The sequence below is a fragment of the Streptomyces sp. NPDC032126 genome, from assembly GCF_055580085.1.
The window spans coordinates 471,454-492,385 of the sequence record NZ_JBVIMA010000003.1; the positions used below are offsets into that span (position 1 = coordinate 471,454).

General features: G+C 68.4%; 15 protein-coding genes, 1 tRNA gene and 1 pseudogene. 10 read left to right on the forward strand and 7 right to left on the reverse strand.

The annotated features are described in order from the left end of the window. Positions 1 to 150: 150 nt before the first annotated feature. A complete protein-coding gene (locus ACZ5NW_RS15115; RefSeq protein WP_468744255.1) occupies positions 151 to 1,095 on the forward strand; it encodes an NmrA/HSCARG family protein in 945 nt (314 codons plus the stop codon). 357 nt (positions 1,096 to 1,452) lie between these two features. Further along, positions 1,453 to 2,295: a pirin family protein gene (locus tag ACZ5NW_RS15120; RefSeq protein ID WP_468744256.1), complete on the forward strand. Its 843-nt coding sequence runs from the start codon at positions 1,453 to 1,455 to the stop codon at positions 2,293 to 2,295. 551 nt (positions 2,296 to 2,846) lie between these two features. Here the strand turns inward: ACZ5NW_RS15120 and ACZ5NW_RS15125 are convergent. Beyond that, entirely contained in the window at positions 2,847 to 3,311 is a 465-nt protein-coding gene (locus ACZ5NW_RS15125) for a hypothetical protein (protein WP_468744257.1), read from the reverse strand. 381 nt (positions 3,312 to 3,692) lie between these two features. Between ACZ5NW_RS15125 and ACZ5NW_RS15130 the strand changes: the two genes are divergently transcribed. Beyond that, positions 3,693 to 4,010, forward strand: coding sequence for a hypothetical protein (locus tag ACZ5NW_RS15130; RefSeq protein WP_468744258.1), 318 nt, complete (start codon positions 3,693 to 3,695; stop codon positions 4,008 to 4,010). 383 nt (positions 4,011 to 4,393) lie between these two features. On the opposite strand, the gene ACZ5NW_RS15135 is transcribed toward ACZ5NW_RS15130, so the two are convergent. Then, on the reverse strand, positions 4,394 to 5,329 hold the full coding sequence (locus tag ACZ5NW_RS15135; RefSeq protein WP_468744259.1) for an NADP-dependent oxidoreductase: 936 nt from the start codon (positions 5,327 to 5,329) through the stop codon (positions 4,394 to 4,396). Positions 5,330 to 5,426: 97 nt separating this feature from the next. Here ACZ5NW_RS15135 and ACZ5NW_RS15140 point away from each other — a divergent pair, with 97 nt between their 5' ends. From ACZ5NW_RS15140 to ACZ5NW_RS15155, 4 genes and pseudogenes are all read left to right on the forward strand, one after another. Next, positions 5,427 to 5,933 carry a MarR family winged helix-turn-helix transcriptional regulator gene (locus ACZ5NW_RS15140; protein WP_468744260.1) on the forward strand — a complete coding sequence of 169 codons (507 nt, stop codon included), beginning with the start codon at positions 5,427 to 5,429 and terminating at the stop codon, positions 5,931 to 5,933. An 81-nt stretch (positions 5,934 to 6,014) separates the two neighbouring features. Continuing rightward, positions 6,015 to 6,143 (forward strand): annotated as a pseudogene (locus tag ACZ5NW_RS15145) (tyrosine-type recombinase/integrase); the annotation flags it as partial. 1,091 nt (positions 6,144 to 7,234) lie between these two features. Then, a complete protein-coding gene (locus ACZ5NW_RS15150; protein WP_030734427.1) occupies positions 7,235 to 7,501 on the forward strand; it encodes a ribbon-helix-helix domain-containing protein in 267 nt (88 codons plus the stop codon). Beyond that, on the forward strand, positions 7,498 to 7,941 hold the full coding sequence (locus tag ACZ5NW_RS15155) for a PIN domain-containing protein (protein ID WP_450827575.1): 444 nt from the start codon (positions 7,498 to 7,500) through the stop codon (positions 7,939 to 7,941). The genes ACZ5NW_RS15150 and ACZ5NW_RS15155 overlap by 4 nt, the downstream gene beginning before the upstream one ends. A gap of 91 nt (positions 7,942 to 8,032) precedes the next feature. Here the strand turns inward: ACZ5NW_RS15155 and ACZ5NW_RS15160 are convergent, their stop codons facing one another. From ACZ5NW_RS15160 to ACZ5NW_RS15170, 3 genes are all read right to left on the reverse strand, one after another. Next, positions 8,033 to 8,635, reverse strand: coding sequence for a hypothetical protein (locus ACZ5NW_RS15160; protein WP_468744261.1), 603 nt, complete (start codon positions 8,633 to 8,635; stop codon positions 8,033 to 8,035). A 349-nt stretch (positions 8,636 to 8,984) separates the two neighbouring features. After that, complete coding sequence (locus ACZ5NW_RS15165; RefSeq protein ID WP_468744262.1) at positions 8,985 to 14,123, reverse strand: HD domain-containing protein; 5,139 nt, start codon at positions 14,121 to 14,123, stop codon at positions 8,985 to 8,987. A gap of 280 nt (positions 14,124 to 14,403) precedes the next feature. Beyond that, a tRNA-Gly gene (locus ACZ5NW_RS15170) sits at positions 14,404 to 14,477 on the reverse strand. A 507-nt stretch (positions 14,478 to 14,984) separates the two neighbouring features. Between ACZ5NW_RS15170 and dcd the strand changes: the two genes are divergently transcribed. Both dcd and ACZ5NW_RS15180 read left to right on the forward strand, forming a co-directional pair. Then, complete coding sequence (dcd, locus tag ACZ5NW_RS15175) at positions 14,985 to 15,560, forward strand: dCTP deaminase (protein ID WP_468744263.1); 576 nt, start codon at positions 14,985 to 14,987, stop codon at positions 15,558 to 15,560. 14 nt (positions 15,561 to 15,574) lie between these two features. Beyond that, entirely contained in the window at positions 15,575 to 16,072 is a 498-nt protein-coding gene (locus tag ACZ5NW_RS15180) for a phosphoribosyltransferase (RefSeq protein ID WP_468744497.1), read from the forward strand. 71 nt (positions 16,073 to 16,143) lie between these two features. Here ACZ5NW_RS15180 and ACZ5NW_RS15185 read toward each other — a convergent pair whose 3' ends face one another. Together ACZ5NW_RS15185 and ACZ5NW_RS15190 are read right to left on the reverse strand one after the other, a co-directional pair. Next, entirely contained in the window at positions 16,144 to 17,154 is a 1,011-nt protein-coding gene (locus ACZ5NW_RS15185; protein WP_468744264.1) for a Yip1 family protein, read from the reverse strand. A 127-nt stretch (positions 17,155 to 17,281) separates the two neighbouring features. Beyond that, entirely contained in the window at positions 17,282 to 19,564 is a 2,283-nt protein-coding gene (locus ACZ5NW_RS15190) for a (Fe-S)-binding protein (protein ID WP_468744265.1), read from the reverse strand. 282 nt (positions 19,565 to 19,846) lie between these two features. Between ACZ5NW_RS15190 and ACZ5NW_RS15195 the strand changes: the two genes are divergently transcribed. After that, the gene (locus ACZ5NW_RS15195) at positions 19,847 to 20,911 is read left to right on the forward strand and encodes an MraY family glycosyltransferase (RefSeq protein ID WP_468744266.1); all 1,065 of its coding nucleotides are present in this window, start codon (positions 19,847 to 19,849) and stop codon (positions 20,909 to 20,911) included. Positions 20,912 to 20,932 lie beyond the last annotated feature (21 nt).

Below are 20,932 nucleotides of genomic sequence, written 5' to 3' on the forward strand. Positions count from 1 at the left end.
CCGTACAGGACACTTGGTTAACGCATCAACCACTCCGAGCCGCACCGGGTCGCCACCGCGCCCACGCCAACTTGGTTGACGCGTTAACCTTTCGTCGATACGTTGGATAACACGTCAACCAAATTGTTCTCGGAACTCCAGGAGAAACCCGTGACCGAGCAGAAGATCATCGTGGTGGTCGGCGCGACCGGCGCCCAGGGCGGCGGCCTCGTGCGCGCGATCCTCGCCGACCCGGACGGCGGGTTCGTCGCCCGCGCCCTGACCCGTAACGCCGCCTCGGACAAGGCCCGAGAGCTCGCCGCACAGGGCGTCGAGGTGGTCGAGGCCGACATCAGCGACGAAACAAGCCTCACCAAGGCATTCGAAGGCGCATACGGCGCATACCTGGTGACCAACTTCTGGGAGCACGCGTCCCCGCAGAAGGAGAAGTCGGACGCGGCCACCATGGCCGGCGCGGCGAAGAGCGCGGGCCTCAGCCACGTGATCTGGTCCACGCTGGAGGACACCCGCGAGCACATCCCGCTCAGCGACGAGCGCATGCCGACACTGCTCGACAGCTACAAGGTGCCGCACTTCGACGCGAAGGCGGAGGCCAACCAGTTCTTCACCGACGCCGGAGTGCCGACCACCTTCCTGCAGACCACGTTCTACTGGGACAACTTCCTCAACTTCATGAGGGTCCAGCGGGACCAGGACGGGCGGCTGATCCTGCCCCTGGCGATGGGCGAGAGCCAGTTGGCCGGCATCGCCGCCGAGGACATCGGCCGCACCGCCTACGGAATCCTCAAGCGCGGCCAGGAGCTCGTCGGCCGGACCGTGAGCATCGCCGGCGAGCACCTGACCGGCGCGCAGATGGCGGCCGTCCTCGGCAAGGCCCTCGGCGAGGAGGTCACTTACGTGCCCGTGCCCTTCGACGCGCTGCGCGCCCAGCCGTGGCCCGGCGCCACCGAGAACGGCAACATGTTCCAGTACTACGCCGAGGTGCCGCAGTTCGTCGCGGCACGCGACCTCGACCTCGTGCGCAGCCTCAACCCCGATCTGCAGACCTTCGAACAGTGGGTCGCCGCGCACAAGGACGCCCTCGCCGGCGCCTGACGGCCACCTGCGAACCTCCGGCGGTGGCCCACCTTCTGCGCGCGGCACGCGCGTTGGCGACGCAGGCAGGCCGACCCAGACCCGCGTGGGCCACCGCGAGCTGCCCGGCGACCGCCGGGGCGGGGCGGTAAATCGGCTGCGGACCCGTGCAATCCGAGGGGTGCCGGTGCCACTGACCCGATCAGATCCGATGGAGGGTCCCGAACCCAGCCTCGGAAGCGTCCCCCAGTGTCGGCGACCACCTGCTCCTGGCAAGCGGGCCGCTGAGGCCGAGGTGACACATCAACTCGATTTTCGTGATCGTGGAGGCACCCCATGCAGGCTCAGCGACTTCCTGGCCATCGCACGGTCGCCCGGGTGGACGACAGGATCGACCTGGGCCCGGACGCCCAGGTCGACCAGAAGGCCGTATTCTTCCCGCCCACCGCGCCGGAGCTGACCGACCCGTTCCTGCTGCTGGTGGACGACCTGTTCTCCTCGCCGGGGTTCGAGTGGCACCCGCACCGCGGCCTGGAGACCGTGACCATGGTTCTCGACGGCGTCCTCGAGCACGGCGACAGCCTCGGCAACGCCGGCGCTCTGACCACCGGTGACGTGCAGTGGATGACCGCCGGGCGCGGCATCATCCACCGCGAGCTGGCCTTCCGCAACGAACGGGCCCACATTCTGCAGCTGTGGGTCAACCTTCCCGCCGAGAAGAAGCTGATCGACACCCGCTACCAGGACCTGCTCGTCACGAAGCGGCCGGTCATCGAACGTGACGGCGCAAAGATCGACCTCATCGCCGGGCAGGTCGGCGGGGCCGACGGGCCCGCGCTGACCCACTGGCCGATCAGCGGCGCGATGCTCACCCTGGAACCCGGCCGGACCCTGGAGCACCAGCTGCCCGCGGCCGACCGTGCGTTCTTCGCGGTGCTCGCCGGTCCGGTCACCGTCGCCGGTCGCACGGTCCGCACCGGTCAGACCGCCTGGTCGGATCCGATCGGCCGCACCGGACCGTCCACGATCAGCCTCCAGGCCGCCGACGGCGACCGGCCGGTACGCATCTTGACCTTCAGCGGCCCGCCGATCCGGCAGCCCATCGCCATGGGCGGCCCGTTCGTCATGAACACCAAGACCGAGATCACCAAGGCGTTCATGGACTTCCACGCCGGCGAGTTCGGCGACGTCCCGCGGCAGGCCCGCCTCCAGTACCGCTGACCTCGCCCGCCTGTACCGACCGCAACACCTCGTTCCGCCACCTTCGTGAAGGTGTCCTGGGCGGCTTCGAGGGACCGCAGGCCCGCGCGCCTGTCCCCGAGGCCCGCGTAGGCGAGCATCGAGAAGTTGCCCCACACGCGCATCTCGGTGGGGCCGTCCTGAGAGAGGCCGGCGTACGTGGCGGATTCGTCGAGGTAGGTCTGGGCCTGATGCCTGGGGGCCGGGCTGCCCAAAGGGGCCCCTGAATGCCTCTGAAGCGGCCGCTTCGCCTCGACTCAGGGCACACAGAGGGCACGCCACCCCCAAATTGGTCTACATAACAAACAAACCCCAGGCCACTGACCTGGGGTTTCATCATGGAGCGGGTGACGAGAATCGAACTCGCGCTCTCAGCTTGGGAAGCTGCGGTCACCGGGTCCCGTTGTAGGCGCTGACCTGCTCGAACGGCATGTTCGCGGTCTCTGAGGGCTCGGCTGTTTCACCGTGATTCCCCGCTGTTCCCCGCTCGATCTGGTGCGCTTGTGGTGCAGTCCGGTGCGTCTGCACGAGTCTCAGAGGTGTTCCTTGGCTGCTCGGACCAGTCGGCTGATGTCGTCACGGGTCCGTACCCTGGCTTCGTCGAGTTCCGTTCTGCTGTCTGTCTTGGACAGAGCCGTAACGTCTGCGAGTACATCCTCCGCGGACTGACTCAGCGTCTCGTCATCGGTGAGCATCTGTACTCGGAACAGCGCTTCTTGGGCGTTGGAGCGTAGGTCATAGGCTCGGATCCGCACCGTGTCAGGATCCTCCGGTGGTGGCTGTTCGTGCTCGCAAAACCAGAGGTGCACAAGGCATCGGCGGTAGTTGACCAACGCGCCAGCGTAGGCAGAGTATGCGTCGAGTCGCTCCTGCCGCAGCTTCTCGCGACGGGTGAACTGGTGACTCCTGTCGGTGGTGCGCTGCTGGAACGCCAGAGTGATCCCCGAACCGAGCAGCGTCCCCAGGACGGCTATGCCGCTGGCGATGATGGTCTCCACATCTCAAGCTGATCACGCATCGCCGTCCTCCGGGGGTCGTTGCCCAACTCCGATGCCAACACGCTTTCCAACTGTGTTGGTGGCGTCTGGCGCTGTGTGCAAGGGCGTTCACCTGCGTTCATGGGCGATTGGCCTGTGAGAGGAGGACGGCGTGCGGTCCCCTCTGAACGGCCGTGAACGGGGTTGAATGAGACGGAAACTGAGACGGGCCCCGACAGAGCGGCTGCTTCTGGCCGACCCGGAGATGGCCCCGCTTGCGACCTTGTCCAATGCCGTCCAAGGAACCATGCTCGCCTACATGACCATGATGTGTGGCCCCCTCGACAGCGTGCCGCTGGAGGGTCTCTTCCATGGCCTTGATGCTCCTGGCAAAGACAACGCATGCTCCATGCCGCAGCCGCGGTGGATGCCGCTCGCCCCACGGGCCAGGTGCCTCGGTGGCAGTGGTTTCCGGACCACATCGAGCGCCCTGACGTCCAGAGTGACGGTGCTGTTCCGGAGATCCTGCTCTCTGAGATCTCCCCCTACGACGAGGGCGGCGACTGGCTTGAGGCGGCGATCGATGTCGAGTGGACGCCTGCTGGCCGGCTGAACGTCTGCGCAGCGAGGGGCATTGCGTGTTGGTGCCCGGAGGATCACGGGACCCACTACGCCCCGCTTCTCAACGTGCCTGTCGACGACACCACTTCGCTGGATTAGGCGTTTGAAGTGGCTGCGCACGTCCTGGTGGACTGGCTTAGCGGATCCCGCGACCCAGCCCACTGGAGGGAGCGGGCGAATCTGCCGCAGCGCAGTTCATTTCCCCGCCGGTCGCCGCTCGATCGGGCACGCAGCGGGCACGTATGGCTTTCTGCCGCACTCTCAGCCCGCTCCAGGGGTGGCTTCGCGAGCTCGGGCGGGAAGGCGGAGAAGTCGGGGCGGAACGCCTTCTTGGCGAAGGCGGACAGCGTGGCCGAGAACCCGGTGATCGTCCGCGGTCCGGAGCCCGCGTGCAGCTCCGGGACCGCGCTGCCGTCAGTGTTCTCGCCGAACTCCTGGATCGTCAGGGGCAGGCCGTTGGGGAGTTCGCATGAGCGCTCGGTTCACGGCGTGAGCAGCACCTTTCCGCGGATGTCGCCGCGCGCGTAGATGTCGTGGACCGTCGCGGCTTCGGCGAGCGGGTACCGCGCGCTGATCTCGATGCGGAGTTCTCCGGCGTCGACGAGCTTCGCGAGGTTGGCGAGCTGGTTCGCGTCGCCGCGCGTCTGCATGTTCACGCCGCGCACGTCGCGGGCCGTGTCGCCCGCCGCCGGGGTCGTGAGGCTGACGATCACGCCGCCGTCCTTGATCAGGCCGGTCAGCGCGGCCATGTCGGTCTCGGAGGCGGCGACGGTGTTGAGCACCGCGTCGACGGGCTCGGTGATCGCCTTGGCCGGGCTCGTCACGGTGTAGTCGATGACTTCGTCGGCGCCCAGCGCGCGGACCGCGTCGGCGCTGCGCGGGCTCGCGGTCGTGATGACGTAGGCGCCCGCGCGCTTGGCCAGTTGCACCGCGATTCCGCCGATGCCGCCCGCGCCGTTGACCAGGACCCGTTGTCCCGCCTCGATTCCGGCGTGCTCGAAGACCGCCTGCCAGGCCGTCACGCCGACCAGCGGGATGGCCGCGGCGTCCGTCAGCGGGATGCTCCCGGGCGCCGCGGCGAGCAAGTCCTGGGGCACGGCGACGAACTCGGCCGCGGCCCCGTCGCTCAGCGGCGGCACGGGGCCGAACACCTGGTCGCCGACCTGCCAACGGGTCACGCCCTCGCCGAGCGCGGCCACGCGGCCGGCCACGTCGAGGCCGGGAATGTGCGGCAGTGCCAGCGGGAAGATCCCGCTCATGTAGCCCGCGCGGAGCGCGGCGTCGAGCGGGTTGAACGAGGTCGCCGCGACCTCGACCAGCACCTCGCCCGCCGCCGGCTCGGGCCGCGCGGCCTCCTCATAGCGCAGTACGTCGGAGTCGCCGTACGCGTGGAAACGGATCGCCTTCATGGTGGACATGGGGGAGCCTCCAGCTCGTTCGCCCTCGGTGCTTCGAATTCGAAGCACAAGCCGAGGCTACATGTGCTTCGAATTCGTAGCAAGTAAAATGGTCTGCATGCCCGAGGACTCCGCGCGCCCGCAACCGCGCCCCGACCAGCTCGCCGCCTACTTCGCCGTGATGGAGGTGGGCAATCTGCTCCAGCACGCCGTCGAGCAGCAGTTGCGCGAGGAGGGCGGGCTGAGCTACATCCAGTTCCAGATCCTGGCCGCGCTGGGGGAGAGCGCCGAGGGCCGGCAGCGGATGACGGACATCGCGAACCAGCTGGTGCACAGCCGCAGCGGGCTGACCTACCAGGTTTCGCAGCTCGCCGAATCAGGCCTCGTGGCCAAGGAGTCCTCGCCGGAGGACGAGCGCAGCGTCGTCGTGGTGCTCACGCCGAAGGGCCGCGAGCTGCTGGGGCGGGTGATGACCGGTCACGTCGAGATGGTGCGGCGGTTCTTCTTCACGCCGCTGAACGACGAGGACGTCACCGTGCTCGGCGACGTCCTCGGCCGGGTCCGCGATCACATGCGCGCCGTTCCGCCGAGGTCGGCGGCGCCGCGGCGCAAGCGCGGACAGTAAGTACAGGACAGCTAGTGCCGTTCGGCCCCACGTTCGCGGTGCCGCGCTTCTTTGCGCGAGCAGCACCCACCACTCTCCCCGGCCGTTCGTACGGTCGACCTGTACGAACACCTGCTTCGGCTCTACATCCTTCCGACCTTCGGCACGCTCGACCTCGACGAGATCACCGCACCCCGTGTCCGCGGGTGGCGGGCCGAACGGCTTCGAGCCGATGACCAAGCCGCCCAGCCTCCGAACCGAGCCGAAGGTTCAGGCATCCGCGGTCGAGGTGACGTCGGCCATGTGCCTCCTCTGGGCCGGAAGGGCGTTCGACGAGATGATCAACGGTAAGCATCGGAAGCAGTTCTTGCGGTCTGTCGCCAGGGAGCTTGGGCTGAAGCCGATCTTGGATCGGATCGCCTAGGTAGTGGTGCGGCGGCCCTGGTGGTGCGGTTGTGGTGCACTCGCCGCCCGCCGGTCTAGACAACAAAGAACCCCCGGGTCTCTGACCTGGGGGTTTCGCATGGAGCGGGTGACGAGAATCGAACTCGCGCTCTCAGCTTGGGAACGACGGCGCTTGGGCGGGTTCATAGGCCCTGACCAGCGCAGATACCTGGTCCTTGAGGTGGTCGTGTAGGCCGGATTGCACCGCTGTTGACCGTGGTTTTCCCGAGCCATTGGTCTGGGAGACGGGGCGGCGGACATTCGGAGGATCCTGCGTCCAGGTGCCTCTTGCCCAGGAGATGCGTGGTTGCGGGTGCGCAGGTGGTTCGGCTTCCGAGCGCCCATGACAGGCTCAGTTGGGGAGCGTCCGGGATGACGGGCGGATGCGCCGCGGGGAAGGACCCCAGGTGAACGCTGGTCATCTGACGCCTCAGCTCGCGCAACTGAGTGATGGCGGCATCGCGCTCCGCCTCCTGCTGAGCCCGCTCCGCCTGATGGCGCGCCCGGTCCAGTTGCGCGGCTGAGGGGGCGACCGCACGAGAGCGTGTCGTACGCCGTGTACTGGTGCGCCGTCGATTGCCGCCGAGGGAACTCGAGGCGTAGAAGGGGCCGAACCCGGTCGACATCCTGGCGCCGCCGCTGCCCATGCTGAGCCTCGCCCACGTGGCCCGACCGAGGTGCGCACTCCACGAGTCGAGACCCGCACACTCATCCCAGGTACACCGACACGGAAACCGAACCCCATGACACACCCGTCTCCCCAGGATCGGTCTGGCACTCGGACGGGGCCTGTGAGGTCGGCTCGGCCGGACCTCGACAACGGGACGAGAGGTAGCTGCGCGGATACATCAATCCGGTACATGGACTAGTATTGGTACATGTCCATGAAGCGCACGAACGTCTACGCGGACCCCGAGGACCTGGCGATCATCAAAGAGGCTGCCAAGCGCCGGGGTATAAGCGAGGCCGAGATCATCCGCCAGGGCATCCACCTCGCAGCCATGGCGAACCGGGTCTGGGACGAGCCGCTGTTCTCGCGCACCTTCGAGGGGCCGGGGCGCACGCTGCCCAAGTCGGAAGTCCGCGACACGGTCGCCGAAGCGGTCCGACGTGAGACCGGCTCGGGCTCCGGATCCGCGGCGTGATCATTGTCATCGCCGATACGTCCGGCCTTCTGGCAGCGCTGGATTCGGCGCACCCGGAACACCGGGCGGCGAACGAGGCCATCATGGCGGCGGGCCTGCTGGTCATGTCCCCGCTCCTGCTGGCCGAACTGGATCACGTGGCGACGCGCGAGCTCGGCAGGGAGGCTGCCGTCAGCGCGGTCGACGACCTTCGGCGCTGGATGAGCCGGGGTCGTGTCGTCCTGCCGGAGATCACGGAAGATCACCTGGGCGCCGCACAGTCCGTTCGTGTCCGCTACCGCGCGCTGGACCTCGACCTCGCCGACGCGGTGAACGTGGCGCTTGCCGCCGACTACGACACGGACGCGATTCTTACCCTCGACCGACGAGACTTCCGGGCCGTACGCCCGTTGGGCCGTTACAAGGCGTTCCGGGTACTCCCCGACGACCTCCCGCTCTGACGCAGTACCTCGGCTGGAGATCACCGGGCGGTGTCGATACATCACTCCCGCGGACGTGACCTACGCAAGTCATGCGTCCCACGGCAGTACGCTACGGGACTCCATCGCAGGTCTTGCCAGGTTTCACGCGCACCACAGCGGTCCATGGCAAGGAGACTTTGCCGTCCTCGGAGCTGATCTCCACGTGATGCCGGTCTGCCTGGATCAACTCGCCGCACACCACATCCGTGTTCGTCCGCACCACGACCAGTTGCGTGCCGGAATCACGGGTCGTCACCCATGCGACCATGAGTGCGCCGACGACGAGGATTACTCCGAAGACGTAGGACAGGTAGGCCCAAGCCAGTGCTCGTGTCACTCGGGCCACTTCCTGCTCGGTCCAGCGACGCAGGGCCTGCCCGCCCAGGAGGATCTCTCGCTCCGGAGCCCCGTGTGCGGCTCGTGCGGCCAGGAGTGAGCCCGTGACCAACAGCACGAAGGCGGTCATCAGTAGCCCGGTGGCGGTCGCGCTGGCAGAGTCCGGCAGGTCGTCGAGGTTGTCGCGCCCCTTCAGCAGCACGAGGACCGCGAGCAGGGCTGTGAGTCCCGTGAGACCGTTACGCCACCCTTCCGCCTGTCTGCGCAGTTCCGGAAGCCTGGTGAACTCCAGTTCACGGGCGAGTTCGGCCCAGCGGCGCTCGGAACGGGTGCTCATCGTCGGATTCGCCAGACCGCGCCGCACCCGAAGAACGACGTGTCCGGGGGCACATGGGGATGTGCGTGTCCGCACTCGCACAGGTGCACCTCTGCCAGCAAGGGTTCCGCTCCCTCCTCCCTCAGCGTCCTCCCCCTCCCGAAGAGCAACCTCAGTCCGCCCTTCGTCCCCGTTCCCGGCCGGGCCCACGGGAACAGCGTTCTGGTGGCGCCGTGACAGCGGGGACACGTCCCTGCGACGATCACACCCCCACCGTCCGGGGCCGGCTGCTGGGTGAACAGGGCGGCATCGAGCTCACCGAGATCCTCATCGGCGTACGGCATGCGGTGATCGTGGCGGTGGGCCTGCGTCATCGCTTCTCTCCCTTCTCGGCGGCAGGCTTCAGCTGGAGACCGAACAGGCCCGCATACACCTCAAGACGCTCGTGCACCCATTCGGGTGTCTCACCCACCGCCTGGGCACAGTGTTCGATCCAGTCCTGCCGGACGGGACCGGTGAGCGCGGGAAGCCTTCCGTCGAGGCCCTCGGAAAGGAGTGCCAGGTCCTGCCAGCCGGGTACGACGTCGGGGACATCGGTGATCGACGGCGGTGTCTCCTCCAGAGCGAGGTACGGCGTGATGCGCCGTTGCCAGGTGTGCCGTACCGATTCACCGAGACGTCCCGCGATGCTGATCAGGTCGAGAGGCAGCAGCGGGGTGCCGGGCTCGGAGACGCGGTGCGCCGGGTCGACCGCCACGGCATCGTGCACGGTGGGCACCTCGTCGGGCAGTGCCGCCTCTGCCTCGGCGGTCAGTTCCGGTACGAGAGCGCCGATGGCCCGGAAGGGCGCCAGAGCCCGGTACGCCGCCCGGGCACCGAGAGTGCGGGCGCGGGCGTAGCCCACCAACCGTTGCGCGGTGAGCGGGACCCAGCGAGGGGTCTCGAACCACACATAATCGACGTCCTCGCGCATGCCTTCGTCGACCAGCGCGGCGACCTCGTCCCCCGTCGGGACGAACTTCCTCAGCGCTTTGGGCGGGCGTGGGGCAACGAGTTCGGTGCCCAGCCCCAGGTTCTGGGCTTCCCGCTGCGCGGTGTTCCACAGCACCGACAGCTGCTGCCTCAGCCGCTGGCTTCCGGTGAACAGCACGGCTGAGGTCGCCGGTACGGGATAGTCGGCGCCATCCCAGCTGGGGTCCTCCCCGGAGAATGCGTATCTGCTCGGCGTGGGCAGATCGTCCCAGGCGCGCAGCAGGTTCGCCGCGTCCGGGAGATCCACCTCAGCCGCTCTCAACTCGTCCAGGTACCAGGACAGTTCCTCAGATGTCGTCTGGTGCGAGCGGACGAAGGCGAGGTCCCGGAGTGAGACGCCGTCCTCCAGGCGGATGTTCTCCTGGTGCAGCCACCGTACGAGGTTCCCCGTGTCGGGTGAGGGGGCCACGTCACGTCCGGAGGAGCGCTTGGTGTAGCGCCGGCGGTGGGCCACTCCGAGGCGCTCCGCCTCGCGGGCGAGAACGCGCTCGGCCTCCCACACGGACATGTCGCACTCCGCAGCCAGTTCGATGGTGGCGGCCCAGGGCAGTGTGGGGCGGCCGTCGGTGCCGAGGACGATGTAGTGGCGCAGAAACGGAAGTACCTCCGGCGACACAGCAGCCCATCGGGCAGCCAGCACGGGATCGGGTGCGGGTCGGCCCAGCCAGGCGAACTCGGCCATGCGCCGGTGTACTTCGTCCGTGTCGAGGCCTGTCGTGGCTGCCACCACCGGTACGTCCCAGGGGTGGACGGCGGGTCGCCAGTGGTGCTTGTCCTCCTGGAGGTACAGAAGCTTCAGCTCGGCGTCCGTGCAGACGTGGTCGCGGTGATGCTCGGGGACGGCGCGCAGCGGTTCGCCGACGAACGGCGCGTACCGGGTGCACGCTTCGGCCAGCTTGCCCAGTGGCTCACGGAAACTCGCAGAGGCCCGGACGATGCCGGAGAGATCCTCGGGCGGGTGCCGGTAGTAGATCTCATTTGAGGCCCGACGCTTGGGCGGCAGGGGGCGCCCCCAGACAGTGATGGAGAGGCCGTCCAGTCGATCCGGCTTGCTGCCCAGGAGCCCTTTCATCACGTACCAGTCGGTGAATTCCGGTTTCCATTCCAGGTCGCCGTCACCGACGACGGCCGGGCCCGCCAGCCGCGGATGGGCGATGCGCAGGCCTCGCGTCGCGCGGAGCACCTCCGCCACGGTGGTGTCCTGTTCGTGGGCCACCAGAACCGCGGTACGCCAGTCGCCCTCGACCTTCGCAGCGATGTCCGACCAGCCCGGCTGTGGAACGGGGTGGCCGGAGAGGGACAGCGGAGCCGCTTCGTTGCGGGTGCGGTACTCGGGGCCGAGGACGGCCAGCCGCCAGGGCCGGACCGTCTCGGAGAGCTTTTCCTCTTCGTGCCTCCCGCGTCGGTCGTCCAAGGAGGCGTCCAGCCTGAACCAGCCGACCTCGTCGAGGTTCACCTGTCGACCGAGGTCGGCAGACGCGAGCAATCCTTGATCCCGCAGGGCCATCCAGAGGATACGAGCGACCGAGGGCTCTCGGGATTCCATGCTCCACAGCCACTGAAGGCTCAACCCCGCGCTGCTGGAGAGCGCCTGGGCGCCCTGCTGAAACTGCTTCCGTGCCCACAGGGTGTCGTATCTCTCCAACTTCTTGCGATTGACGCTGAGTTCGCCCGCGTGAGCGCCCGACAGATTGAGCACGTACCCGAAGGGTCGCTTGTCCGTGGCGATCCCGTCGCACACGATCGCCCCGTCGCCCGAGACCCACCACAACGTGCCCGGGACGGCCTCGACGGCGAACCGGGTGGAGAACGACCCAGGCTCCTCCCCGAACTTGAGACATCCGGGCAGCCAGGTCTCCTCCGTGCCGTCCTGGTCGCACACGTCCAGCCGGAACTCGCTGATCAGGATGAGAGAGCGCAGCACGGACACGGCGGAGCCCCCGGGCAGTGCCCCCGCATCGCGCAGGTGCAGCCGCACGCGTGTGCCGCCCTCGGGTAACGTCGTGCCGCCGCGCTCGTCCTCCTCCCGTACCCGGAAGAGACTGCCGCTGACCGGGATCTCGACGCGTAGCGCCTTCTCGGCCGGGCGGCCGTCCGGGCCGACCGGCCGGGTCACGATCGTCATCTCTTCGGCGAGCATGAAGTAGCTGAAGACGCCGATACCGAAACGGCTGTTGGGGTAGAGCCGCAGCGAACTGTCGTGGCGAAGCCACGCTGCCTGCTCCCGGCGGAAGGAATGGGACTGGTCGAAGCGGCGGCCGGCCCGGGTGAAGGTGTTCTTCAACTGGTCGAGCGTCATGCCGACGCCGTTGTCCACACACTCGACGTAACGACCGCGGCTGTCCTCGCCCACCTCGATACGGATCCGGCCCGCCCACTTGGCCGGTTCCCGGCCGAGGTCGCGCAGATACCGCACGCGCATCTCCCGGTAGCGGCAGGCGTCCATGGCGTTCTGGTACAGCTCCCGCAGCGCGAGTTCGGGCTCGCCCTCGTACAGCCTCTCGCCCATCAGCAGACGGCGGATCTCCGTCTGCGCCAGCGAGAACCGGGCGAGCGGAACGTCGTACGCGTCCATGCCGTGCTCGCGGCCGGGTCGGAGCCGGTGGTCGGACAGCCGAGCGGGAAGTCCGCGCAGCAGCGCGGCCTCGTCGTGCGGGAGGCGGCGGGCCGACTCCCGCAGCAGGTGCCCGAGGTCGTCGGCATCCTCGACGACCGAGGTGAGCGCCGCGTGGATGGCCGGATGAGGGCAGACCGCGTCCAGATGCAGATACGGAGCGCTCCCGTCGTGGTCGAGGTCCCAGAAGGCGTCCCGGAGCACGGTGATCACCTTGCTCGGCACGACCGGGTCGGAGACGGCGAGATGCTCGGCGAGGACTTCCGGCAGACAACGGGCGTCAAAGGCGAGCAGCCCCGCGAGCCGCAGCAACGCCGCGAGGGGGTGTACCCGTAAGCGCCACGGCTTTCTGCGGACGATGTGGCGATCCGGCGGCAGCCGCTGGTCCTCCGCGGGGGCTCCGACGGCGAGGCCCGCGGCGACCGTGCGCAGCGCTGTGGAGAGTGCTTCCGCCCGGCCGCCGAGCGGCTCGCTCGTCATCGGCTGTGCTACGTCGAGGAGGCGGGCCACGAAGCCGTCGGCCAGTACCGCGGGCACGGCCTCCTCGTCGGTCGAGAAGCGTTCCTCGATCCAGCGGTGGACCAGCCACAGCGTGACGGCGTGGCGGTCGTCCGCGGGGTCCGCCAGCCATAGGTACCAGTCCGCGAGCTTCTCGGTGATCTGGGGGTAGTGCTCGGTGATCTGCTCGTAGTGCCGTCGCCGGTCGTCGGCCTCGGCACGGCGCCGCACGAAGTGTGGACGGAACTCGGCGGCCTGGCTCAACCGCTCGGCCCAGGCCGTCTCGTGCAGCAGGACGCCGGCGATCAGCGCCGTGACCTCCAAGGCGGACAGCTCGGCGTCTTTGGGCAGAAGCTGGGGAAGGCGGTCGGTCAGCAGCCGTACCGGGTAGTCCTCATCGGCCCATGGATCGGGCAGCCGCTCCTGAGCACGGTGGACGTGGCGGGCAGCCTGTGCGGCCAGGTCCGACAGACAACCCTGAAGGTGGGCGACTGCCTGCGCGTCGCCGTCCGGGAGCAGTTCCCAGAGAGCAGAGGTGCGTACGGCGTCCTGCCAGGCCTCCAGCAACCGCCTGCCGTCGGCGACTGCCAGGGTCCTGGTCTGGTCCGCCAGATCATTGCCGTAGTGGATCAGGACCTTCTGCGGGTCGGCCAGAGCCCGTATGGCGAGGGCCCGGGTATCGCGTCTGGTCTTCTCGTACACCTGCTCCACGGTCGTGGCCTCGGTCAGCGGGTCGAAGGCCCGGGCGAGCGCCGACGTGAAGAAGCTGCCCGCCTCCGCGAAGCCGCTGGGTTCACCTGGGCCGCAGCTTGTCATCATGGCGAAACCGCTGTGCGGGGGACCTTTGACGACGTTGCTGCCGAAGGCGGCTCCTTGTTCGTCCCCAGTCCAGCGGCAGGCGTCGATCAACCACAGCACGGTGCCGGCCGAGCAGTTGGCCAGATAACGGCTGATGTCGGCCTCCAGGAGCGACTCCCGCACGTGGGGCTGCTCCCAGCCGGCCGTGCCGTCGCTGTGGTCGGCAGGGACGCGGGCATCGGAGGGCACCAAGTAGTCGGTGGTGCCGATCCGGATGCCGTGCCCGGTGAAGTAGAGGAGCAGTGTGCTGCTGGGCGGCGCGCTCGCGGAGAGAGCGGAGATACGTTCGGTGATCGCGTTGCGGGTGGGTTCCAGGAGGGTCTCTACCGCGTAGCCACTGCCCTCCAAGGAGGCGCCCAGCACTTGTAGATCCGCGTCGACCGTCGCAGCCAGAGAGGGCAAAAGGTGTTCAGCCCCCGGATTCTCACGCACCCCGATGAGCAGGGCTATGCGTCGGTTCTCTTCCACTCGGCCCCCGTACCCCCTCCGACTCGCCCATATTTTCATCCTCACCGGCCACGGCGGGGGCGGATCGGTCGAATGGCTGGCGGACGAGCCACAATGCACGCTCGGGCATCACACTCAACGACACGACGGTCAGCGTCGGCCCATGCTCCGAGAAGGGCGCAGTGAGTCAGCGCTCGGACGAACGGCAGCGCGAGGTAGTCGCCGGCCTCGACGACTTGGCCCGTGCAGAGCGTGCGAAGCACCCTGAGGATGGTCCCGATGGCCGCCCACCGGTCCAGACAACAAAGAACCCCCGGGTCTCTGACCTGGGGGTTTCGCATGGAGCGGGTGACGAGAATCGAACTCGCGCTCTCAGCTTGGGAAGCTGATGTTCTACCATTAAACTACACCCGCGTAAGACGCCGACCGAGTCGGTGTCCGAACTGCTCGGTCACTCTACCTCATCCCAGACCCCCGGCGCTGAAGCCGCGGGGTCTGAGTGGTTTTCAGGGGTGGGATCCGGCTGCGGGGGACCGGAGTTGGGGCGTACGGTGGGGGTGGTCAAGAGGGTCCCGCCGGGGTCGGAGTGCCGCCTGGAGGGCCGTACCCCTCGTCCCGTAATGTGGCTTTTGTCGTCACGGCATCCCAGCCACACGTGACGCGGCTCTTGGGGAAGGGACTCTAGGACTTGATGGAACGCACCCTCGTCCGCTGTGCCGATGGGCACGTGTTCAGCACCGCTTCGTTCCCGATGCAGCAGGCCGAGCGACTCGGCCCCGGACGCCTCGTCCGCTGTCCTCGGTGTGCCCGGCTCCGCAGCGCCGTGCCGGTGGTTCTTCAGAAGCGGTAGCACGTCACCGCAGGCAGCGCGCGGAGTCGTCCCGATTGGGGCGACTCCGCGCGCTTGCGTATCCTCGGGGCGTGCTTCTCTCAGACAAGGACATCCGGGCCGAGATCGATGCCGGGCGGGTGCGGATCGATCCCTACGACGAATCCATGGTGCAGCCCAGCAGTATCGATGTGCGCCTCGACCGCTTCTTCCGGGTGTTCGAGAATCACCGGTACCCCCACATCGACCCCTCCATCGAGCAGGCCGATCTCACCCGGCTGGTCGAGCCCGAGGGGGACGAGCCGTTCATTCTGCATCCCGGGGAATTCGTCCTCGCCAGCACGTACGAGGTCATCTCGCTTCCCGATGATCTCGCGAGCCGGCTGGAGGGCAAGAGCTCGCTCGGGCGGCTCGGGCTGGTCACGCATTCCACCGCCGGATTCATCGACCCCGGCTTCAGCGGGCACGTCACCCTTGAGCTGTCCAATCTCGCCACCCTCCCCATCAAGCTCTGGCCGGGTATGAAGATCGGGCAGCTGTGCATGTTCCGGCTCAGCTCCCCGGCCGATTACCCGTACGGCAGCGAGCGCTACGGCTCCCGTTACCAGGGACAGCGCGGTCCCACCGCCTCCCGTTCCTTCCTCAATTTCCATCGGACGCAGGTGTGAGCCCCATGAACGACATGAGCGCCGTGCGGGAGAATCTGACCTACGAGCGATTCGGTGCCGCCGTCCGTGAGCTCGCCCAGACCATCGCCGACGACGGGTACGAGCCCGACATCGTGCTCAGCATCGCCCGTGGGGGTGTCTTCGTCGCCGGCGGGCTCGCGTACGCCCTGGACTGCAAGAACATCCACCTGGTGAACGTCGAGTTCTACACCGGTGTGGGCACCACCTTGGAAATGCCCGTCATGCTCGCGCCCGTTCCGAATGTCATCGACTTCTCGGACAAGAAGGTGCTCATCACCGACGACGTCGCCGACACCGGCAAGACGCTCAAGCTGGTCCGCGACTTCTGCCTCGACACCGTCGCGGAAGTGCGCAGCGCCGTTATCTACGAGAAGTCGCATTCCCTCGTGAAGTGCGAATACGTGTGGAAGCGGACCGATGAGTGGATCAATTTCCCGTGGTCCGTCGAACCGCCCGTCGTCAAGCGGGCCGGGCAGGTTCTCGACGCCTGAGCCGCGGAGGCGGACAAGAGAGCGGACAACAGGTAAGGGCTCCCGGTGAATGCCGGGAGCCCTTACCTGTCCTAGAACGTCCCGAGCTTCACGATCGACAGCAGTGCGATCAGCTGGATCGCCGACGCTCCCAGCGCCTTCGGCCACGGCAGGTCGTGCGAGCGGCTCACCATCATCGTCAGCAGCGCGCCCGCCGCCGCCCAGGTGATCCAGCCCAGCCCCTGGACGAACGTCGCGTCGCCGCCGAAGAACATCGCGAAGACCAGGCGCGGCGCGTCCGTCACGGACGTGATCAGCATGGAGAGGCCGACCGTGGGCTGCCAGGCGCCGTCGCCGCCCAGCTGGCGGGCCAGCGCGTGGGTGACCACGCCCAGGATGAAGGCGCTCACCACCATCGCCACGGCCGTCGTCAGGACGATCGGCACCGCGTTGGACAGGGTGGCGTTGATCGCGTCCTCACGGGCGCCGTCGAAGCCGAAGACCGCCAGCAGGCCGTACAGGAACGTCACGACGAGGGCCGGGCCCCACATCGTGTAGTCCCGCATCTGGAGGAACGTCTGGGCGGGGGAGAGCACGATGCCGCGCAGCAGCTCCTTCCAGCGCAGTCGCGGGCCGATGGGGCCTGCGGGCGGCATGGAGCCCGCGTAGTACGTCTCCCCCTGGGTGTACTGCTGGCCGCCCTGCCCGCCCTGCGCGTACGGCGCCTGGTCGTCGATCGAGAACGCCTGGGTGTGGCCCGGGTTGTTCGCCGCGTACGGGTCGTGCGGGGGGTAGGCGTCGCCGCCGCCGAAGTACTCCGGCTCGTCGCCGCCCGGGTTGCCGCCCTGACTCCCGTAACCACCGCCGTAGCTCCCGCCGTACGGCGGCTGCGGCGGCTGTGGGGCCGACGGGGTGCCGTACGACGGTCCGCGGGGCGCCTGCTGCCCGTACGGAGGGTGTTGCGGTCGCGCTTGCGGGGCGCGGGCGTCCCGGCCGCCGCGTCCGATCCTGAATCCAGCCACGTCAACGAACGTACCTGGTCCCGGCGAGTGACGTGCCCGGGCGCCCGCCTCCGCCCGGGCTTTGCTGCCGAGCTGTGACATCCCCTAGGGGCGAACACCCGCACGACCCCGAGGGGATACGGCGATGCCCCCCGCCGGATCGGCGAGGGGCATCAACAGGCGGGCGGGTGCGGTTACTTCACCGGCTCCGGTTACTACCGGCTCCGGCCTACTTCACCGGCTCCGGCTCCGGCTCGCTCTCCGTCTCCGCCGCGTCCTCCGGGTCCACCGGGGTCTTGACGGACTCCAGGAGCAACTGGGCGACGTCGACGACCTGGACGGACTCCTTGGCCTTGCCCTCGTTCTTCTTGCCGTTGACCGAGTCGGTCAGCATGACGAGGCAGAAGGGGCAGGCGGTGGAGACGATGTCGGGGTTGAGGGAGAGGGCCTCGTCGACGCGCTCGTTGTTGATGCGCTTGCCGATGCGCTCCTCCATCCACATCCGCGCGCCGCCGGCGCCGCAGCAGAAGCCGCGCTCCTTGTGGCGGTGCATCTCCTGCTGGCGCAGGCCGGGGACGGCGGTCATGATCTCGCGCGGGGGCGTGTAGATCTTGTTGTGGCGGCCCAGGTAGCAGGGGTCGTGGTACGTGATGATGCCCTCGACCGGGGTCACCGGGATCAGCTTGCCCTCGTCCACCAGGTGCTGGAGCAGCTGGGTGTGGTGGATGACCTCGTAGTCGCCGCCGATCTGCGGGTACTCGTTGCCGATCGTGTTGAGGCAGTGCGGGCATGTCGCGACGATCTTCTTCGCGGACTTCGGCTTCTTCGACTCGGGCGTGACGTTGCCGTCCTCGTCCATCTCCTCGCCGAACGCCATGTTCAGCGCGGCGACGTTCTCCATGCCGAGTTCCTGGAACAGGGGCTCGTTGCCGAGGCGGCGGGCGGAGTCACCGGTGCACTTCTCGTCGCCGCCCATGATCGCGAACTTCACGCCCGCGATGTGCAGCAGCTCGGCGAAGGCCTTGGTGGTCTTCTTGGCGCGGTCCTCCAGGGCGCCGGCGCAGCCGACCCAGTAGAGGTACTCGACCTCGGTGAGGTCCTCGATGTCCCGGCCGACGACCGGGATCTCGAAGTCGACCTCCTTGGTCCACTCCAGGCGCTGCTTCTTCGCCAGGCCCCAGGGGTTGCCCTTCTTCTCCAGGTTCTTGAGCATCGTGCCCGCCTCGGACGGGAACGCGGACTCGATCATCACCTGGTAGCGGCGCATGTCGACGATGTGGTCGATGTGCTCGATGTCGACCGGGCACTGTTCGACGCAGGCGCCGCAGGTGGTGCAGGACCACAGGACGTCCGGGTCGATGACGCCGTTCTCCTCGGTGGTGCCGATCAGCGGGCGCTCGGCCTCGGCCAGCGCGGCCGCCGGGACGTCCTTCAGCTGCTCCTCGGACGCCTTCTCCTCGCCCTCCACCGTCTTGCCGCCGCCGGCCAGCAGGTAGGGCGCCTTGGCGTGCGCGTTGTCCCGCAGCGACATGATCAGCAGCTTGGGGGAGAGGGGCTTGCCCGTGTTCCAGGCGGGGCACTGCGACTGGCAGCGGCCGCACTCGGTGCAGGTGGAGAAGTCCAGCAGGCCCTTCCAGGAGAACTGCTCGACCTGGGAGACGCCGAAGACGTCGTCGTCACCGGGGTCGGTGAAGTCGATCGGCTTGCCGCCGGAGGTCATCGGCAGCAGGGCGCCGAGCGAGGTCTCACCCGTGGCGTTCCGCTTGAAGTAGATGTTCGGGAAGGCCAGGAAGCGGTGCCAGGCGACACCCATGTCGGTCTTCAGGGCGACCGTGATCATCCAGATGAAGGAGGTCGCGATCTTCACGCCGGCGAAGAGGTAGGTGAGGTTCTGGAGCGTGGAGACGTCCAGGCCCTCCAGCGCGTCGACCACCGGGTACGAGATGAAGAAGGACGCCTCGTAGCCGTCGACGTGGTGCTGGGCGCCTTCGAGCGCGTGCAGCATGAAGATGCAGACGCCGACGACGAGGATGACGGTCTCGACGAAGTACGCCTGGCCGAAGTTGGAGCCCGCGAAGCGGGACTTGCGGCCCGGGTTGCGCGGGTGGCTCAGCTGGCGGATGGCGATCAGCACCAGGATGCCGACGACCGTCATCGTGCCGATGAACTCGACGTAGACGTTGTACGGCGCCCACTCGCCGATGATCGGCAGGATCCAGTCGGCCTGGAACAGCTGGCCGATGGCGTTGACGATCGTCAGCAGCAGGGTGAAGAAGCCCACGGCGACGAACCAGTGCGCCACGCCGACGATGCCCCAGCGGTTCATCCGGGTGTGGCCGAGGAACTCCCTGACCACGGTGAGGGTTCGCTGCACGGGCTGGTCGGTGCGGGTGCCCGCGGGCACGCTCTGGCCGAGCCGCATGAAGTTGTAGATCTGCAGGAGGGCGCGAGCGAACAGGGCCACGCCGACCACGATCAGAACCAGCGACACGATGATCGCGGCGAGTTGCATTTCGGGGCTCCTCGGGCCTGCGAGGGACATTACTAAGCGGTAACTTATGCAGTCCGTCCGAGACTACCCGCATCCTCAGCCGCACTGTAGTCAGCCGTGCGGTGATCTGCGTCGCTGAGGCATGCCTGAGCGTGGCTCGGCGCGGCAGCCGGTCGAGGACCTGCGCCGGTGCGGCCCGGTTCATCGGGCGTCCGGGCTGCCGTAGCAGGGGCAATCCAGCCGACATCCGATCCGATCGTGTTATTCGTACCGAATTGCTACATTTGCCCCTACCGTGTATCCGTGCTCTACGGGATCGTCGCCGCCACCGCCGCCTTGTTCCTCGCCGCCGCTCTCGCCGCGCTGCTCCGGCCGCTCGCCCTGCGCGGCGGGCTGGTCGACCGGCGGCTGCGGCAGCGCCGGGTGCCCCTCTTCGGGGGGCTCGCGGTCGTCACCGCCACCTGTCTGGTCGTCGTCACCGGGGACCGCCTCGGGGTCGCGCCGCTCGGCGAGGACGTCGGCGGGCTGCTCGTCGCGGCGGCCGCCGTCGCCGGGCTGGGCCTGGTCGCCGACGTGTGGCGGGTCAAGGCGCGCGTGCTCGTCGTCGGGACGGCCGTCGCCGCCGCCTTCGTCGTCCCGTACGGCGATGTCGGCGCCGTGGGCGGGGTCCTGGCCGCGGGCTGGATCACCGTCGTCGCGCTGGCCTTCCGGTCGCTCGATCACGCCGACGGGGTGGCCGGGACCGTGGGGGTGCTCACCTCCTTCGCGGCGGCCGCCCTCGCCGCGGCCGAGGTCCTGGACGGGCTCGCGGTGCTGATGAGCGTGCTCGCCGCCGCGCTGACCGGGTTCCTCATGCACAACTGGCCGCCCGCGCGGATCGCGCTCGGCGCGTGCGGATCGCTGTTCACGGGGTTCCTGCTCGCCTCCGTCGCGGTCATCGCGCGCGTGGGGCACGATCCGGTGGCCGGTTCGGGGGTGCTGTTCGCGCTGACCGCCGTCCCCGTCGTCGACGCGGTCCTGGTCGCCGTGTCGCGGCGGGTCGCCGGGCGGCCGCTGCTGCGGGGCGGGCCGGACCATCTGGCGCACCGGTTGCGCAGGGTCGGGATCACCCCGCAGGGGGCGACCGTGCTCATCGGGCTCGCCGCGTTCGCGGGCGCGCTGGTCGCGGTCCTGGTGCACAGCGGATGGCTTCCGGCGACGGGGGCGCTGTGGGTGGCCGGCGGGGCGGTGGCGGTGGTGCTGGGGATGCTGCGGGTGCCCGTCCATGGTCCCCGGGGGCCCCGGCGTCAACCCGCGTCCATGGTGCGGCCGCCTCGCTCTCCGGCATCGGTGCAGGTCAGCGTGCCCTTGCGTGTAAGGAACGGATAAGAGTTGAGCCTGGCTGGCTCA

Coding starts and splice junctions, on each gene's coding strand:
- ACZ5NW_RS15130 (WP_468744258.1), top strand. CDS start 3,693: ATGCTCCATGCCGCAGCCGCGGTGGATGCCGCTCGCCCCACGGGCCAG.
- ACZ5NW_RS15135 (WP_468744259.1), bottom strand. CDS start 5,329: ATGTCCACCATGAAGGCGATCCGTTTCCACGCGTACGGCGACTCCGAC.
- ACZ5NW_RS15140 (WP_468744260.1), top strand. CDS start 5,427: ATGCCCGAGGACTCCGCGCGCCCGCAACCGCGCCCCGACCAGCTCGCC.
- ACZ5NW_RS15150 (WP_030734427.1), top strand. CDS start 7,235: ATGTCCATGAAGCGCACGAACGTCTACGCGGACCCCGAGGACCTGGCG.
- ACZ5NW_RS15160 (WP_468744261.1), bottom strand. CDS start 8,635: ATGAGCACCCGTTCCGAGCGCCGCTGGGCCGAACTCGCCCGTGAACTG.
- ACZ5NW_RS15165 (WP_468744262.1), bottom strand. CDS start 14,123: ATGAAAATATGGGCGAGTCGGAGGGGGTACGGGGGCCGAGTGGAAGAG.
- ACZ5NW_RS15180 (WP_468744497.1), top strand. CDS start 15,575: ATGAGCGCCGTGCGGGAGAATCTGACCTACGAGCGATTCGGTGCCGCC.
- ACZ5NW_RS15185 (WP_468744264.1), bottom strand. CDS start 17,154: ATGTCACAGCTCGGCAGCAAAGCCCGGGCGGAGGCGGGCGCCCGGGCA.
- ACZ5NW_RS15190 (WP_468744265.1), bottom strand. CDS start 19,564: ATGCAACTCGCCGCGATCATCGTGTCGCTGGTTCTGATCGTGGTCGGC.